Raw genomic sequence first — 14,502 nt, forward strand, 5'->3', positions numbered from 1 at the left:
CGGGTGCCTTTTTACAACGCTGGGAATTAATAAGTGGAAAAAATTAATGCTTACGATGATCAAGATCTTGATATTCTGATGACTCAATTTTAGCAATGCCTGCTTCTAAGATATTTATTAATTGGCGTGCAACATCAGTCGTCAGCCAGAGTGTTCTATCAACGAGTGCATCTTCTGGCGGTTGATCCATGGAAGACAGGTAATGAAGACGTATCATCATCGCGTCATATGCATCTACTGTGCTGATATCCCAACCTACGAGCGGGTGAGTCTGGATAACTTCATCATTTCTGTCCATAAAGACCCCTTATATAGTAGTTACTGACTGGAGTGACTAACGAGGATCAATGCGGCTCATTACTGAGTGAGCTTTTTTAGTATACGCAACCGCTGATGAATGTGGAGATTATCCACAGATCTTTACAAATTATTTATTTATCGATGATTAATTAATCAAGTATCGACAAAGACTAATATGGGGATGGAGATAAACAATTTAAAGGTACATATAAAAAAGCCGAGGAGCGACTCCCCGGCAAAAACAGCATTACCGTGGGTTACTCCGCATCGAACCAGTCGTCAGCGCTTTCCCATATTTCTTGTAATATTTCAGAGATCAGATCTTTATCTGTTTTAGCTCCGCCTAAAACAGAAAGATTATTGGCACCAGCATAACGAACTTGTACTGCGGTGGTTGTGTCCGGGAATTTATTATTCAGCCGTTTGCTCAATTCATGGGTTAGTGCTTCGATAGCACCAGCGGGTAATGGATTTTTTTTATCAATACTGACTTCAACACGCATATTTGGCCCTCCGAATATTTATACTGTTTATTTATACAGTATAAATATTCAGGCCGCAACTAGACGAGAGAAAAAGTTTTGACTGTAGAGAAAAGGCTTCTCTACAGTGTGTTATCACGCTTTAACAGACCAATTGATGGTTTGGCCCGCAAGGAAAGGAATAACAGATTCATTTCCTAATGGGATGTCTTCTGGCTGTTGGAACGGAGCCCGGACTAGCTCAACGAAGTCTTCGTTAACAGGCAAGTTATAGAAGTGTGGACCATTTAAGGAACAGAATGCTTCCAGATGCTGTAATGCTTTCATCTCTTCAAACACCGTTGCGTAAGCAGGGAGTGCAGATGGTGCGTTGAAGACGCCAGCACAGCCGCATGATGACTCTTTGCGATGTTTGGCATGAGGGGCTGAGTCTGTACCAAGGAAGAAACGGTCAGACCCGCTAGCGACTGCTTGGCGCAAAGCTTCCTGATGAGTACTGCGTTTCAGTATTGGTAGGCAAAATAGGTGAGGGCGGATGCCACCGACCAGCATATGGTTACGGTTAAACATCAGATGCTGTGGGGTAATTGTCGCCCCAAGGAAACGATTGCCTGCCAACACATACTCAGCCGCGTCTTTGGTCGTAATATGTTCAAAGACAATTTTCAGTTCTGGGAAATGGCGACGAATCGGTTCCAGAATTTGATCAATAAAGCGAGCTTCACGATCAAAGATATCGACGGCGGCGTCTGTGACTTCACCGTGAATTAATAGTGGCATACCTATCTTCTGCATTTGTTCAAACAGAGGATAAATGGCTGGAATGTCTGATACACCGTGAGTTGAGTTAGTGGTGGCATTGGCGGGGTATAGTTTGGCGGCAGTAAATACGCCTTCGGCAAAACCACGAGTTAGTTCGTTGACATCCAGTGTATTGGTTAAATAGCACGTCATCAAAGGCGTGAATTTATGGCCTTTAGGTGTTGCCGCCAAAATACGTTCCCGGTAAGCAATCGCGCTCTCAACTGTCGTAATCGGTGGCGTCAGATTGGGCATCACGATGGCGCGAGCGAATACCTCGGAAGTATAGGGGAGCACGGTACTGAGCATTTCGTCATCACGCAAGTGAATATGCCAGTCATCTGGGCGGCGAATTTTCAGGATGTTAGGTTGTGCAGTCATTCAACTAGCTCCGCAGTCATGATGAGGTATTGGGATTTTTATGCTGTTACTGGCGGGGTCTAAGGATAAGCGGAAAGTGCTCAGGATGCATCTGATTGTTAGGGTTAAGTTGAAAACAATGCAAAAAGGGCATCTTATAGAGAGGCTCGGGATAAAATTGCCCGATAGGGTGAGCGATTGATTAGCATGCAAATGTGCTGATTGAATGTATAACATGGGAGAATAACTATGGAAGTCCGTGTCATCGCCAGCTTAGTGGCAAAACCAGAATTTATCGCTGAAGTTAAAGCGGCAGTTCATCAAGTGATAGAACCAAGCCGTGAGGAAAAGGGGAATCTGCAATATGATCTCCATGCTGAAAGTGATCAGCAGGGTTCTTTTGTGTTTTTCGAGCGCTGGGCATCTGATGATGCATTGGAAAAACACAATAAAACTGAGCATTTTAAGGAGTTTGTTAAATCGATAGAGGGCAAGCTGGAAAGCCTTGATATAAAAAAAGTTAAGCAGATTGCCTGATAAATACGAAATAAAAAACCCGCCATATGGCGGGTTTTTGCACTTTAGGGGGTGAACAATATCGCTATTATTCGACCGATTGCGGTTTTGTTGCTGGAGCCGTTGCCTGAGTAGCTGCAGCATGACCACCGGCAGAACCTTTACCTGCGAAATCAAAGGCTGGGCGTTCCCAATGGCCTTGACTTGGTGCTGCAGGAGCATAATCAGGTGCTGGTGCTTTAGTCATTGGTGCTGAAGCATAGTGTTTGAATACTACGCCTTCAGGATGAGCAACTATCGGTTGTTGAGGTGCAGCAACAGGTTCAGCCACGGTCGTTTCTTCAACGACAGCTTCAGTGATTGCCGGTGCTTCTTCAACCGTGTTTTCTTCAGCAGCAGGAGTGATGACTGGCTCTTCAACTGTGGTCTCTTCAACTACGCCTTCTTCAAGCGTTGTATTTTCAACGACAGTCTCTTCAGTTACAGCGTCTTCGACAGCCTCAGTAACGTCATCGGCCACAGATTCGACAGCGGTAGGCGCTGGTTCAACGGTGACGGCGGTTTCAGCCTCAGGTGCAATATCGGCAACCGGAGCCACTGTTTCAGCGACAGTTTCTGTAGCAATAGTATCTTCAACCGCAATGGCTTGCGCTACTGGCTCTACCGCCGGTTCGGTGATAACAACAGGTGTCGGAGCAATCACTGGCGCACGGCCAGGAACGGCTGCAGCTGAAGATGAAGAACCACCAGGCCTATGCTGTGGTGCTGGTGTCGGTGCCGGCACTTCAGCCACCGTAACAACCGGTGCAACAACAGGGGCAGCAATCAGCGGCGCTGCAACAACGGCGGCAGGTGCTTCAGCGACGACAGCCACTTCTTGCTCGTGATCAACGTTTACTGGCAGTTGCTCTTCAACCGGATTTTCCACAAAGGCTTGTTCCATCGGTTGAGCCACCGGATAACGCACCCACACTTTGCCTGATGCCATTTCTGGAGAGGCAAAAGCACCGGCCAGAGGCATGGCAGATTGTGTTGGATAACGCTCATCACGATAGCGACGACGGCGCTGACCACTGACGCGCAGGTGGCGAGGTGAACGACGAGAGCGACGTGGCATGCCATTTTCATTGCTGGCATTACGGTCATTCGTTGCGTCCTCATCAGCCTGAACACTGCTGGCCTGCGGTAATAATTTCACTTCTTCCTGCACTACTGGAACGGCAATGTTAACCGCCGGTTCGCTGGCAGGATTTTCCAAGACATTCAGCTCATCATTGGCAGATTGAATACGTACTTTCTGATTCAACTGGCGACGTTGACGGCGTTGCATGACCTGTTGACGTTCTTCTTGCTCTGGTTGCGCTTCTTCTACAACACTGACTGGTGCTGCATCAACCTTAGCTTTAACATCCTGTGGTGCCTGGCGTTTATCATCTTGACGACGACGCTGGCGATCGCCACGACGTTGCGGCTGCTCTTCACGCTGCGCTTTATCCGCGTCAACAACATCAGATTGCGCTTGTGGCGCAGCTGCTTGCTGAGTCGGGCGCTTGTTCCGGCGTTGATCTTCACGGCCTTCGCGATTGGTATTGTCACGGCCAGAGTTAGAGTTATCACGGGTGCTGTTATCACGACCATTATTATCGCGACCTTCACGTGGAGTGCGGTCATTGCGATCTTTACGGCCATTGTTCTGGCGACGAGGATTACGACGATCGTTACGACGATTTTCGTTAGTTTCAGTTTTTTCAACTTCAACCGGCTTAACTTCCACTTCTTCAGAACCGCCGAAAATACTTTTCAGACCACTGAACAGGCGGCTAAAGAAGCCGGGTTGAGCCGTTGTCGTTGGTGTCGCGGTTTGCGGGGCAACTGTTGGCTTAACCGCCGCAGCAGGTGCTGTTTCTGGCGGCACTTCAGTCGGCAGAGAGAATGTCGCCAACGCAGGTTGTTCTGGGCGTTTGCGCTCAATGGTGGCTTCTTCCAGTGGCTGTGCCATTTCTGCTTCATGCAGTTGTGGCAGCAAGTAACTGAGGGAAGGAACCTCTTCACCTTTACGTACACGGAGCACCGAGTAATGCGGCGTTTGCATCTGATCGTTTGGTACGATCACCGCACGCACACCACCTTGGCGTTTTTCGATAGCATTAACGGATTCACGTTTCTCGTTCAACAAGTACGAGGCAATCTGTACCGGCACAATCGCGTGAACTTCATGGGTGTTTTCTTTCAGCGCTTCTTCTTCAATCAAACGCAGAATAGAAAGTGACAGGGATTCGTTGTCACGTACAGTCCCTGTACCGCTACAGCGTGGGCACACATGGTGGCTTGACTCGCCCAGTGATGGGCTGAGGCGCTGGCGGGACATCTCCAGTAAACCGAAGCGAGAAATACGACCAATTTGAATACGCGCCCGGTCTTGGCGAACGGCATCACGTAAGCGGTTTTCGACTTCACGCTGATGGCGCACCGGTGTCATATCGATAAAGTCGATGACAATCAAACCACCCAAGTCACGTAAACGTAACTGACGGGCAATTTCATCAGCGGCTTCAAGGTTAGTATTGAACGCGGTTTCTTCGATATCACCACCACGAGTTGCTCGCGCGGAGTTGATATCAATCGCGGTCAAGGCTTCAGTGGTGTCGATAACGATGGAGCCACCGGAAGGTAGACGCACTTCACGTTGGAATGCAGATTCTATCTGTGACTCAATCTGGTAGTGGCTGAATAATGGAATTTCACCACTATACAATTTGATTTTGCTACTGAAATCCGGACGACCAAGTGCTGCAATATGCTCTTTAGCCAGTTCGAGAACTTTAGGGTTATCGATCAGGATTTCGCCAATGTCTGGGCGCAGATAATCACGGAAAGCACGGACAATCACGTTACTTTCCTGATGAATCAAGAATGGCGCAGGGCGACCTTCAGCGGCTTTTTTAATCGCATCCCAGTGCTTAAGACGGAATGATAAGTCCCATTGCAGCGCATCAGCAGATTTACCAACACCCGCGGTACGCACAATCAGACCCATACCATCAGGTAATTGCAGGGAGGATAGCGCTTCTTTCAGTTCAGTACGGTCATCACCTTCGATACGGCGTGAAATACCACCGGCACGTGGGTTGTTTGGCATCAGAACTAAATAACTACCGGCCAGACTGATAAACGTCGTTAGTGCGGCACCTTTATTACCGCGTTCTTCTTTATCAACCTGAACAATAACTTCTTGGCCTTCCCGCAGGACATCTTTGATGTTCGGGCGGCCATGAGAGGAATAATTACTAGGGAAATATTCGCGAGAAATTTCTTTTAATGGGAGGAAACCATGTCGTTCAGCGCCGTAATCAACAAAAGCGGCTTCCAGACTGGGTTCGATTCGGGTGATTTTGCCTTTGTAAATATTCGCTTTTTTCTGTTCATGACCTGGGCTTTCAATATCCAAATCATACAGCCGCTGTCCATCTACAAGGGCAACACGCAACTCTTCTTGCTGAGTTGCGTTAATCAACATTCTTTTCATCTTTAACTTACTCGTTATTTTTACATTGTCATTAGAACTGCGGGCAAAATAACCTCATGGCCGGGTAGACCGATGGCCCCGAGTCTTCTAGCAAAGTCGTCAACCTCACGGTTGTCGCCTGCATAGGGGCGCATTATTTCGGTAAGCCTGTGTTTCTTTCTGAAAAACAGCGCTTTTATATAAAGGGTAGCTTCTGAATATAAGACAACAGAGCCTTACCCATTTGCCGGCCAAGCTGCAACCCGCAGCCCGCTAATTGCTTGATTTCACATTACGTCTTACGCCATTGCTGCGTTTTTGTGTGATCAGGCAAAGTTTTATTATTCCACAAGTCTCTTGGTCTAACGAGAATCAACGCAGAATTAATCACATTATTCCATTGCTGACACTGATATAGCAAGATGACTTTAGCTGTCTACGTAAAGATTCTTTTACTGTTTTCACAGTGTTGGCGGCTATCGTTGTCTTATTAAACAATAAATGCACGCAAACGTTATCTTTAAATAGCCAGATTGACAGTTAAGCACATAAAAAGGGGTGGCGCTAATTCCTCGGTGTATTTAGAATCGCGCCCCATGAAAACGAATAATCCAGCAGTACAATTAATCACCATTTCTGCCGACGAAGCCGGTCAGCGGATCGATAACTTTTTGCTCACTAAATTGAAAGGTGTGCCAAAGAGTATGATCTACCGAATCGTTCGCAAAGGTGAGGTTCGCGTCAATAAAGGGCGTATTAAGCCAGAATATAAATTGGCTGACGGTGATGTGGTACGCGTGCCACCGGTACGTGTTGCAGAACGTGAAGAGGTTCAGGTATCAGCTAAACTTGATAAAGTTGCAGCGCTGGCCGAGTGTATTTTATTTGAAGATGATTATCTGTTAGTGCTGAATAAACCTTCAGGCACTGCGGTGCATGGCGGCAGTGGTTTGAGTTTTGGTGTTATTGAAGCGTTGCGGGCGCTGCGACCTGAAGCGCGTTTCCTCGAGTTGGTGCATCGCCTTGACCGTGATACTTCCGGCGTCTTGTTGGTTGCCAAAAAACGTTCGGCATTGCGTTCTTTGCATGAGCAGCTGCGACTGAAAGGGATGCAGAAAGATTATTTAGCGTTAGTACGGGGTCAGTGGCAGTCCCATTGCAAAGCGGTGCAAGCACCTTTGCTGAAAAATATTATGCAAAGTGGCGAGCGCATGGTGAAAGTCAGCAGTGAAGGTAAACCATCAGAAACGCGCTTTAAAATTGAAGAGCGCTTTGAGCACGCAACTCTGGTTAAAGCCAGCCCGATTACGGGGCGAACGCACCAGATTCGTGTTCACGCACTGCATGCCGGTCACCCTATTGCTTTCGATGATCGCTACGGAGATCGCGAGTTTGACCAGCTGTTACAAGGAACGGGATTACATCGTTTGTTCCTGCATGCCGCGGCCTTACGTTTTGAACACCCGAACACGGGTGAAACCATGCGTATCGAAGCCCCATTAGATAATCAGCTACGCCATTGTTTGCAGGTTTTGCGTAAGAAAGCGGCAGTGTAACGCTTTTATTTCAAAAGTAATGGATTCACCCCTTGCTCGATTAACATTTGGGTGAGGGCGATTAATGGCAGGCCGATGAGTGTATTTGGGTCGCGGCCTGATAACCTGTCAAATAATGTAATACCCAAACCTTCACTTTTAAAACTGCCCGCACAATTCCACGGCTGTTCCCGCACTAAATAATTTTCTATTTCTTCTTTACTTAGCGTGCGGAAATAAACATCAAATGTTTCGCAAAGGCAATCATGGGTCTTTGTTGCCGTATTTAGCAGCGCCAGCCCAGTATAAAAAGTGACGCATTGACCACTGGCTTGTGCTAATTGCGCTACTGCGTTGGCATGATTGTGCGGTTTTCCAACGATGTTCCCATTGATTACGCAGACTTGGTCGGAGCCAATAATGAGATGCTGTGGGTAGCGAGTGGCCAGTGCCTCGGCTTTTGCTCGTGCTAACCGTTGTACCAGATCACTAGCAGCTTCTGCCGGCAATGGCGTTTCATCGGTCTGCGGTGCATCAGCAATAAAGGGTAATTGCAGCTTTTCAAGTAGTGCACGACGGTATGATGAGGTTGAGGCAAGAACCAGTTGCTGCATAATATTTTCCATAAATCGTAGCGTAATTTAATCAGGCATTTTAAACTGTGTTCCGCTTCGGAAGCGAATATTGGTGAAAGGTGCGGTAAAATGGCCTTTTTCTTTGACTCTATGTCGTTACAAAGTTAATATGCGCGCCCTATGCAAAAGGTAAAATTACCCCTAACCATTGATGCGGTTCGTACCGCTCAGAAACGTTTAGATTACGCAGGTATCTATTCACCTGAGCAGGTTACACGTGTAGCCGACTCAGTGGTCAGTGTGGACAGCGATGTCGTGGCCTCATTATCGTTTAATATCGATAATCAGCGTCTGGCGGTTATTACAGGTCATGCGGACGTCGATGTAACGTTGATGTGTCAGCGCTGTGGTAACACGTTTGCACACCATGTTCATACAACGTATTGTTTTAGCCCGATCGTCAATGATGAGCAGGCTGAAGCATTACCGGAAGCGTACGAGCCGATCGAAGTCGACGAATTTGGCGAAGTTGATCTGCTGGCAATGATTGAAGACGAAATTATTCTTTCACTGCCTGTCGTTCCGGTACATGATTCTGAACACTGTGAAGTGTCCGAGGCGGACATGGTATTTGGCAAACTGCCTGAAGAGGCGGAGAAACCTAATCCATTTGCCGTATTAGCCAGTTTAAAGAAAGTAATTAAGGAGTAAGGTCAATGGCCGTACAACAGAACAAACCAACTCGTTCCAAACGTGGCATGCGCCGTTCACACGATGCGCTGACCACTGCCACTCTGTCTGTGGACAAAACTTCCGGTGAAACTCACCTGCGTCACCACATCACAGCCGACGGTTTCTACCGCGGCCGCAAGGTTATCGGCTGAGTAGTACTTGCTAATCTTTAGCAAGGCGATACCTTGACTTGTCTAACCCTAGTGTTAGATGCAATGGGTGGGGACTTCGGTCCCTGCGTCACAGTGCCTGCTTCATTGCAGGCACTGGCCTCTAATCCAAAGCTTAAACTCCTGCTGGTCGGGAACCCCGACACCATCACTCCGTTACTTGTTAATGCCGATCCTTTGTTGCTGGAAAGGTTACAGGTAATCCCCGCTGAGCATGTTATTGCTAGCGATGCTAAACCTTCACAAGCTATTCGTGCCAGCCGTGGTACGTCCATGCGTATAGCATTGGAGCTGGTTAAAAACGGTGATGCCGCAGCCTGTGTCAGCGCAGGAAATACCGGAGCACTGATGGGGTTGGCGAAGTTGATGATCAAGCCACTAGATGGAATAGAGCGCCCAGCGTTGATGACCGTTATCCCAAATCAGCAACGCAGTAAGACTGTGGTACTGGATTTAGGGGCCAACGTTGAATGTGATAGCACGATGTTGGTGCAATTTGCCGTCATGGGTTCGGTGATGGCAGAAGAAGTTGTTGGGATAACAAACCCCCGTGTTGCTTTGCTGAATATCGGTGAAGAGGAAACCAAGGGGCTGGATAATATCCGCGAAGCCGCCGCAGTATTAAAAAATACACCGGCGATCAACTATATTGGTTATCTGGAAGGCAATGATTTGCTGACTGGCAAAACTGACGTCATGGTTTGTGACGGCTTCGTGGGTAACGTCACTCTAAAGACCATGGAAGGTGTGATAAGAATGTTCTTGTCATTGCTCAAATCATCGGGCGATGGCGGTAAACAATCCTGGTGGCTTAAACTCATTGGGCGTTGGCTGCAAAAACGCGTGGCGAAGCGGTTCGGTCATTTGAACCCCGACCAGTATAATGGCGCATGTCTGTTAGGATTACGGGGCATCGTAATCAAGAGCCACGGCGCGGCAAATCAACGTGCATTTGCCGTCGCAATCGAACAGGCTGTGCAGGCGGTGCAGCGGCAAGTCCCTCAGCGGATTGCCGCGCGCCTTGAAGCGGTATTACCCAAGAGTGACTGATCGTACATGTATACTAAGATTCTCGGTACGGGGAGTTATCTGCCCGTACAAGTGCGCAGTAATGCTGATTTAGAAAAAATGGTGGATACCTCAGACGAGTGGATTGTGACTCGGACAGGTATTCGTGAGCGTCGTATTGCTGGCTTGGATGAAACCGTTGCTACCATGGGTTTCCACGCAGCTGAAAAAGCGCTGGAAATGGCCGGTATTGATAAGAACGATATCGGGTTGATTATCGTTGCGACCACCTCTTCAAGTCATGCTTTCCCAAGCTCGGCTTGTCAGGTGCAGCAAATGCTGGGCATAAAAGATGCAGCTTCTTTTGATTTAGCTGCAGCTTGTGCCGGTTTTACCTACGCACTGAGTGTTGCTGATCAGTACGTTAAAAATGGTGCGGTTAAGCATGCAATCGTCATTGGCTCAGATGTGCTTTCCCGTGCGCTGAATCCAGAAGACCGTGGCACAATTATTCTGTTTGGTGATGGGGCGGGTGCAGTCGTATTGGGCGCATCTGAAGAGCAGGGGATTATTTCGACCCATTTGCATGCTGATGGTCGTTATGGCGAATTGCTGGCGTTACCGTATCAGGATCGCCAACAGCAAGACCAACCAGCCTATGTCACGATGGCGGGTAATGAAGTGTTTAAAGTTGCGGTGACGGAACTTGCCCACATCGTGGACGAGACATTGCAGGCCAATAATCTGGATCGCTCGGCGCTAGATTGGCTGGTGCCGCATCAGGCTAATCTGCGTATTATCAGCGCAACGGCTAAAAAATTAGGCATGGGGATGGATAAAGTGGTGATCACACTTGATCGCCATGGCAACACCTCTGCGGCATCTGTACCTGCGGCGTTAGACGAAGCGGTAAGAGATGGGCGTATTCAACGTGGGCAGTTAGTGCTGCTGGAAGCGTTTGGCGGCGGCTTTACCTGGGGCTCTGCGCTGGTTCGTTTTTGATTTAACAAAACCTATTTTGGTTTAACAGGAAAGTAGAATGTCAAAATTTGCTTTTGTTTTTCCAGGCCAGGGTTCTCAATCCCTTGGCATGCTGGCTGATTTAGCTGCGCAATTCCCGATTGTAGAAGAGACCTTCAATGAAGCCTCCTCGGTTCTGGGTTACTCACTCTGGCAATTGGTGCAACAAGGCCCAGTTGAAGAATTGAATAAAACCTGGCAGACACAGCCAGCCTTGCTGACTGCATCCGTCGCTATCTGGCGTGTTTGGCAACATCAAGGCGGTAAACTGCCTGCGATGATGGCAGGCCATAGTTTGGGTGAATATTCAGCGCTGGTATGTGCAGGCGTTCTGGATTTCAAACAGGCAGTTAGTCTGGTTGAGTTACGTGGCAAGCTCATGCAGGAAGCTGTACCTGAAGGTACGGGCGCAATGTATGCCATTATTGGCCTCGATAACGAGTCTATTGCTAAAGCGTGTGAAGAATCCGCGCAAGGGCAAGTTGTGTCTCCGGTCAACTTTAACTCACCAGGTCAGGTTGTGATTGCCGGTAATAAAGAGGCAGTAGAACGTGCGGGTGCTGCTTGTAAAGCTGCTGGTGCAAAACGCGCATTGCCTTTACCGGTCAGTGTGCCATCTCATTGCGCGCTGATGAAACCTGCAGCCGATAAGTTGGCTGTTGCACTGGAAAATATTGAATTCCAAGCACCGTTATTCCCGGTAGTGAACAACGTCGATGTGAAAATTGAAGTGTCTCCAGAGGCTATCCGTAGCGCGCTGGTGCGTCAGTTGTATAACCCGGTACGTTGGACTGAAAGTGTTGAATTTATCGCAGCAGAAGGCGTTGAGCTGCTGTTAGAGGTTGGGCCAGGTAAAGTCTTGACTGGCTTAACCAAGCGTATTGTTGATACGTTAGCTGCGGCACCCGTAAACGATGTTGCCACACTGACCAACGCGCTTGAAAACTAAGAAAGAGGGTAACATGAGCTTCGAAGGAAAAATTGCGCTGGTAACTGGCGCTAGCCGCGGTATCGGCCGTGCGATTGCAGAATTATTGGCTGAACGTGGTGCCCGTGTTATTGGTACGGCGACCAGTGAAAAGGGCGCAGAAGCAATTAGCGCCTATCTGGGTGAGCAGGGCAAAGGTTTAATGCTGAATGTCGTAGATCCCGCGTCAATCGAGTCAGTTTTGGCAACGATTCGTGCGGAATTTGGAGAAGTCGACATTTTAGTGAATAATGCAGGTATTACGCGTGATAACCTGCTGATGCGTATGAAGGATGAAGAGTGGCAAGATATTATTGACACTGATCTGACTTCCGTATTCCGCCTGTCAAAAGCGGTAATGCGCGCTATGATGAAAAAGCGGTTTGGGCGTATCATCACCATTGGGTCTGTAGTTGGGACAATGGGCAATGCAGGGCAGGTTAACTACGCGGCAGCTAAAGCGGGTCTGATTGGTTTTAGCAAGTCTTTGGCGCGTGAGGTTGCTTCACGTGGCATTACTGTCAACGTTGTGGCACCTGGCTTTATTGAGACGGACATGACGACGGCGTTGACAGATGATCAACGCGCAGGCATTTTAGCCCAGGTTCCAGCTAACCGGCTTGGGCAAGCAAAAGAAATCGCCAGCGCTGTTGCATTTTTAGCCTCTGACGAGGCCAGCTACATCTCTGGTGAAACATTACATGTCAATGGCGGCATGTATATGATTTAAAAATCACGAAAGTATTTGCGTTATTTGAGGTGAAAACCGCAAAATAGCGTAAAATCGTGGTTTGACCAGCCTAGATTTAGTTGCATCTTTTTCAACATTTTATACACTACGAAAACCATCGCGAAAGCGAGTTTTGATAGGAAATTTAAGAGTATGAGCACTATCGAAGAACGCGTTAAGAAAATCATCGTTGAACAACTGGGTGTTAAAGAAGACGAAGTGAAGAACAGCGCTTCTTTCGTTGAAGATCTTGGCGCGGATTCTCTGGACACCGTTGAGCTGGTAATGGCTCTGGAAGAAGAATTTGATACTGAGATTCCAGACGAAGAAGCAGAGAAAATCACTACTGTTCAGGCAGCTATTGATTTTATCAACGCTAACCAGCAGTAAGCGTACATGCTTTAAGTTTAGATAGTTAGGCGGTCACTCGACCGCCTAAGTTTTTTTTGTCCTAAGTGTTATTTTCCCTCCTTGGAGGACAACCGTGTCTAAGCGTCGAGTTGTTGTGACTGGACTGGGCATGTTGTCTCCTGTCGGTAATACAGTCGAATCCACATGGAAAGCTGTTCTTGCCGGGCAGAGTGGCATCAGCCTGATCGACCATTTCGATACTAGTGCCTATGCAACGCGATTTGCTGGCTTAGTAAAAGATTTTAATTGTGAAGAGTACATTTCGCGTAAAGATGCACGCAAAATGGATGCTTTCATACAGTACGGTGTCGCTGCGGGCATGCAAGCTATGCAAGACTCCGGGCTTGAAGTAACAGAAGCCAATGCTTCACGTATCGGTGCCGCGATTGGTTCCGGTATTGGTGGCTTGGGTCTGATTGAAGAAAACCACACCTCGCTGGTGAACGGTGGGCCACGCAAAATCAGCCCATTCTTCGTGCCTTCAACCATTGTTAACATGATTGCCGGCCATCTGACCATTATGTATGGTCTGCGTGGGCCAAGCATCTCTATTGCCACGGCATGTACTTCTGGTGTGCACAACATCGGTCACGCAGCTCGTATCATTGCTTACAATGATGCTGATGTTATGGTGGCGGGTGGGGCTGAAAAGGCCAGTACGCCACTCGGTGTCGGCGGTTTTGGTGCTGCTCGCGCATTATCGACTCGCAACGAGAATCCACAGGCGGCAAGTCGCCCTTGGGATAAAGACCGTGACGGTTTCGTGCTGGGTGATGGCGCAGGTATGATGGTGCTGGAAGAGTACGAACACGCGAAAAAACGTGGTGCAAAAATCTATGCTGAAGTTGTTGGGTTCGGTATGAGCAGCGATGCTTATCACATGACCTCGCCACCGGAAGATGGTTCTGGCGCAGCTCTGGCAATGGTAAATGCATTACGTGACGCGGGTGTGAGCACATCGCAAATCGGCTATATCAATGCCCATGGCACATCAACTCCTGCTGGCGATAAAGCCGAAACGCAGGCAGTTAAGTCTGTATTTGGTGAAGATGCCTATAAAGTGATGGTCAGTTCCACCAAATCCATGACTGGGCATTTGTTAGGTGCAGCAGGTGCAGTCGAGTCTATCTTTACTGTGTTAGCTCTGCGAGATCAGGCCATTCCTGCAACTATCAATCTGGATAATCCAGATGAAGGTTGTGATTTGGACTTTGTTCCGCATGACGCTCGGCAGGTAAAAGATATGGAATACACCCTGTGTAACTCCTTTGGCTTCGGTGGTACTAACGGTTCTTTGGTTTTCCGCAAGGTATAACCTGTACTGTGTAATGCCAACGGCTAAAAAGACCCGGTTCTCCGGGTCTTTTATTAAGTGCGCTACGCATTATTC

15 protein-coding genes are annotated in these 14,502 nt (G+C 48.1%); 10 read left to right on the forward strand and 5 right to left on the reverse strand.

Going from position 1 to position 14,502, the window contains the following annotated elements:
* Window positions 1–43: 43 nt before the first annotated feature.
* From bssS to pyrC, 3 genes are all read right to left on the reverse strand, one after another.
* Window positions 44–298: a biofilm formation regulator BssS gene (gene bssS, locus ACIOG0_RS08890; RefSeq protein WP_050097201.1), complete on the reverse strand. Its 255-nt coding sequence runs from the start codon at window positions 296–298 to the stop codon at window positions 44–46.
* A gap of 259 nt (window positions 299–557) precedes the next feature.
* Window positions 558–803, reverse strand: a complete 246-nt coding sequence (gene dinI / locus ACIOG0_RS08895; RefSeq protein WP_050097202.1) for a DNA damage-inducible protein I — start codon at window positions 801–803, stop codon at window positions 558–560.
* A gap of 114 nt (window positions 804–917) precedes the next feature.
* Window positions 918–1,964, reverse strand: a complete 1,047-nt coding sequence (gene pyrC / locus ACIOG0_RS08900) for a dihydroorotase (protein ID WP_050097203.1) — start codon at window positions 1,962–1,964, stop codon at window positions 918–920.
* Window positions 1,965–2,192: 228 nt separating this feature from the next.
* On the opposite strand from pyrC, the gene ACIOG0_RS08905 reads away from it, so the two are divergent.
* Window positions 2,193–2,480 (forward strand): putative quinol monooxygenase, encoded by a 288-nt coding sequence (locus ACIOG0_RS08905; RefSeq protein ID WP_050097204.1) that lies wholly within the window; start codon window positions 2,193–2,195, stop codon window positions 2,478–2,480.
* Window positions 2,481–2,547: 67 nt separating this feature from the next.
* Here ACIOG0_RS08905 and rne read toward each other — a convergent pair whose 3' ends face one another.
* Complete coding sequence (gene rne, locus ACIOG0_RS08910; protein ID WP_128450854.1) at window positions 2,548–5,985, reverse strand: ribonuclease E; 3,438 nt, start codon at window positions 5,983–5,985, stop codon at window positions 2,548–2,550.
* A gap of 575 nt (window positions 5,986–6,560) precedes the next feature.
* Here rne and rluC point away from each other — a divergent pair.
* Window positions 6,561–7,520: a 23S rRNA pseudouridine(955/2504/2580) synthase RluC gene (gene rluC, locus ACIOG0_RS08915; RefSeq protein ID WP_050097206.1), complete on the forward strand. Its 960-nt coding sequence runs from the start codon at window positions 6,561–6,563 to the stop codon at window positions 7,518–7,520.
* Between the two features lie 5 nt (window positions 7,521–7,525).
* Here rluC and ACIOG0_RS08920 read toward each other — a convergent pair whose 3' ends face one another.
* Window positions 7,526–8,113: a nucleoside triphosphate pyrophosphatase gene (locus tag ACIOG0_RS08920; protein ID WP_050097207.1), complete on the reverse strand. Its 588-nt coding sequence runs from the start codon at window positions 8,111–8,113 to the stop codon at window positions 7,526–7,528.
* Window positions 8,114–8,254: 141 nt separating this feature from the next.
* Here ACIOG0_RS08920 and yceD point away from each other — a divergent pair, with 141 nt between their 5' ends.
* From yceD to fabF, 8 genes are all read left to right on the forward strand, one after another.
* Entirely contained in the window at window positions 8,255–8,785 is a 531-nt protein-coding gene (gene yceD, locus ACIOG0_RS08925) for a 23S rRNA accumulation protein YceD (RefSeq protein ID WP_004709643.1), read from the forward strand.
* 5 nt (window positions 8,786–8,790) lie between these two features.
* The gene (rpmF, locus tag ACIOG0_RS08930) at window positions 8,791–8,958 is read left to right on the forward strand and encodes a 50S ribosomal protein L32 (RefSeq protein WP_002210931.1); all 168 of its coding nucleotides are present in this window, start codon (window positions 8,791–8,793) and stop codon (window positions 8,956–8,958) included.
* Between the two features lie 33 nt (window positions 8,959–8,991).
* A complete protein-coding gene (gene plsX / locus ACIOG0_RS08935) occupies window positions 8,992–10,026 on the forward strand; it encodes a phosphate acyltransferase PlsX (protein WP_072086454.1) in 1,035 nt (344 codons plus the stop codon).
* Window positions 10,027–10,032: 6 nt separating this feature from the next.
* Window positions 10,033–10,986 carry a beta-ketoacyl-ACP synthase III gene (locus ACIOG0_RS08940; protein ID WP_050097208.1) on the forward strand — a complete coding sequence of 318 codons (954 nt, stop codon included), beginning with the start codon at window positions 10,033–10,035 and terminating at the stop codon, window positions 10,984–10,986.
* 37 nt (window positions 10,987–11,023) lie between these two features.
* Window positions 11,024–11,953, forward strand: coding sequence for an ACP S-malonyltransferase (fabD, locus tag ACIOG0_RS08945; RefSeq protein WP_050139674.1), 930 nt, complete (start codon window positions 11,024–11,026; stop codon window positions 11,951–11,953).
* A 13-nt stretch (window positions 11,954–11,966) separates the two neighbouring features.
* Complete coding sequence (gene fabG, locus ACIOG0_RS08950) at window positions 11,967–12,701, forward strand: 3-oxoacyl-ACP reductase FabG (RefSeq protein ID WP_004713222.1); 735 nt, start codon at window positions 11,967–11,969, stop codon at window positions 12,699–12,701.
* Window positions 12,702–12,854: 153 nt separating this feature from the next.
* A complete protein-coding gene (gene acpP, locus ACIOG0_RS08955) occupies window positions 12,855–13,091 on the forward strand; it encodes an acyl carrier protein (protein WP_002220787.1) in 237 nt (78 codons plus the stop codon).
* A 94-nt stretch (window positions 13,092–13,185) separates the two neighbouring features.
* Window positions 13,186–14,427, forward strand: coding sequence for a beta-ketoacyl-ACP synthase II (fabF, locus tag ACIOG0_RS08960; RefSeq protein ID WP_072086455.1), 1,242 nt, complete (start codon window positions 13,186–13,188; stop codon window positions 14,425–14,427).
* Window positions 14,428–14,502 lie beyond the last annotated feature (75 nt).

Origin of the sequence: Yersinia vastinensis (assembly GCF_044905075.1) — a bacterium.
GTDB classification, from domain to species: domain Bacteria; phylum Pseudomonadota; class Gammaproteobacteria; order Enterobacterales; family Enterobacteriaceae; genus Yersinia; species Yersinia vastinensis.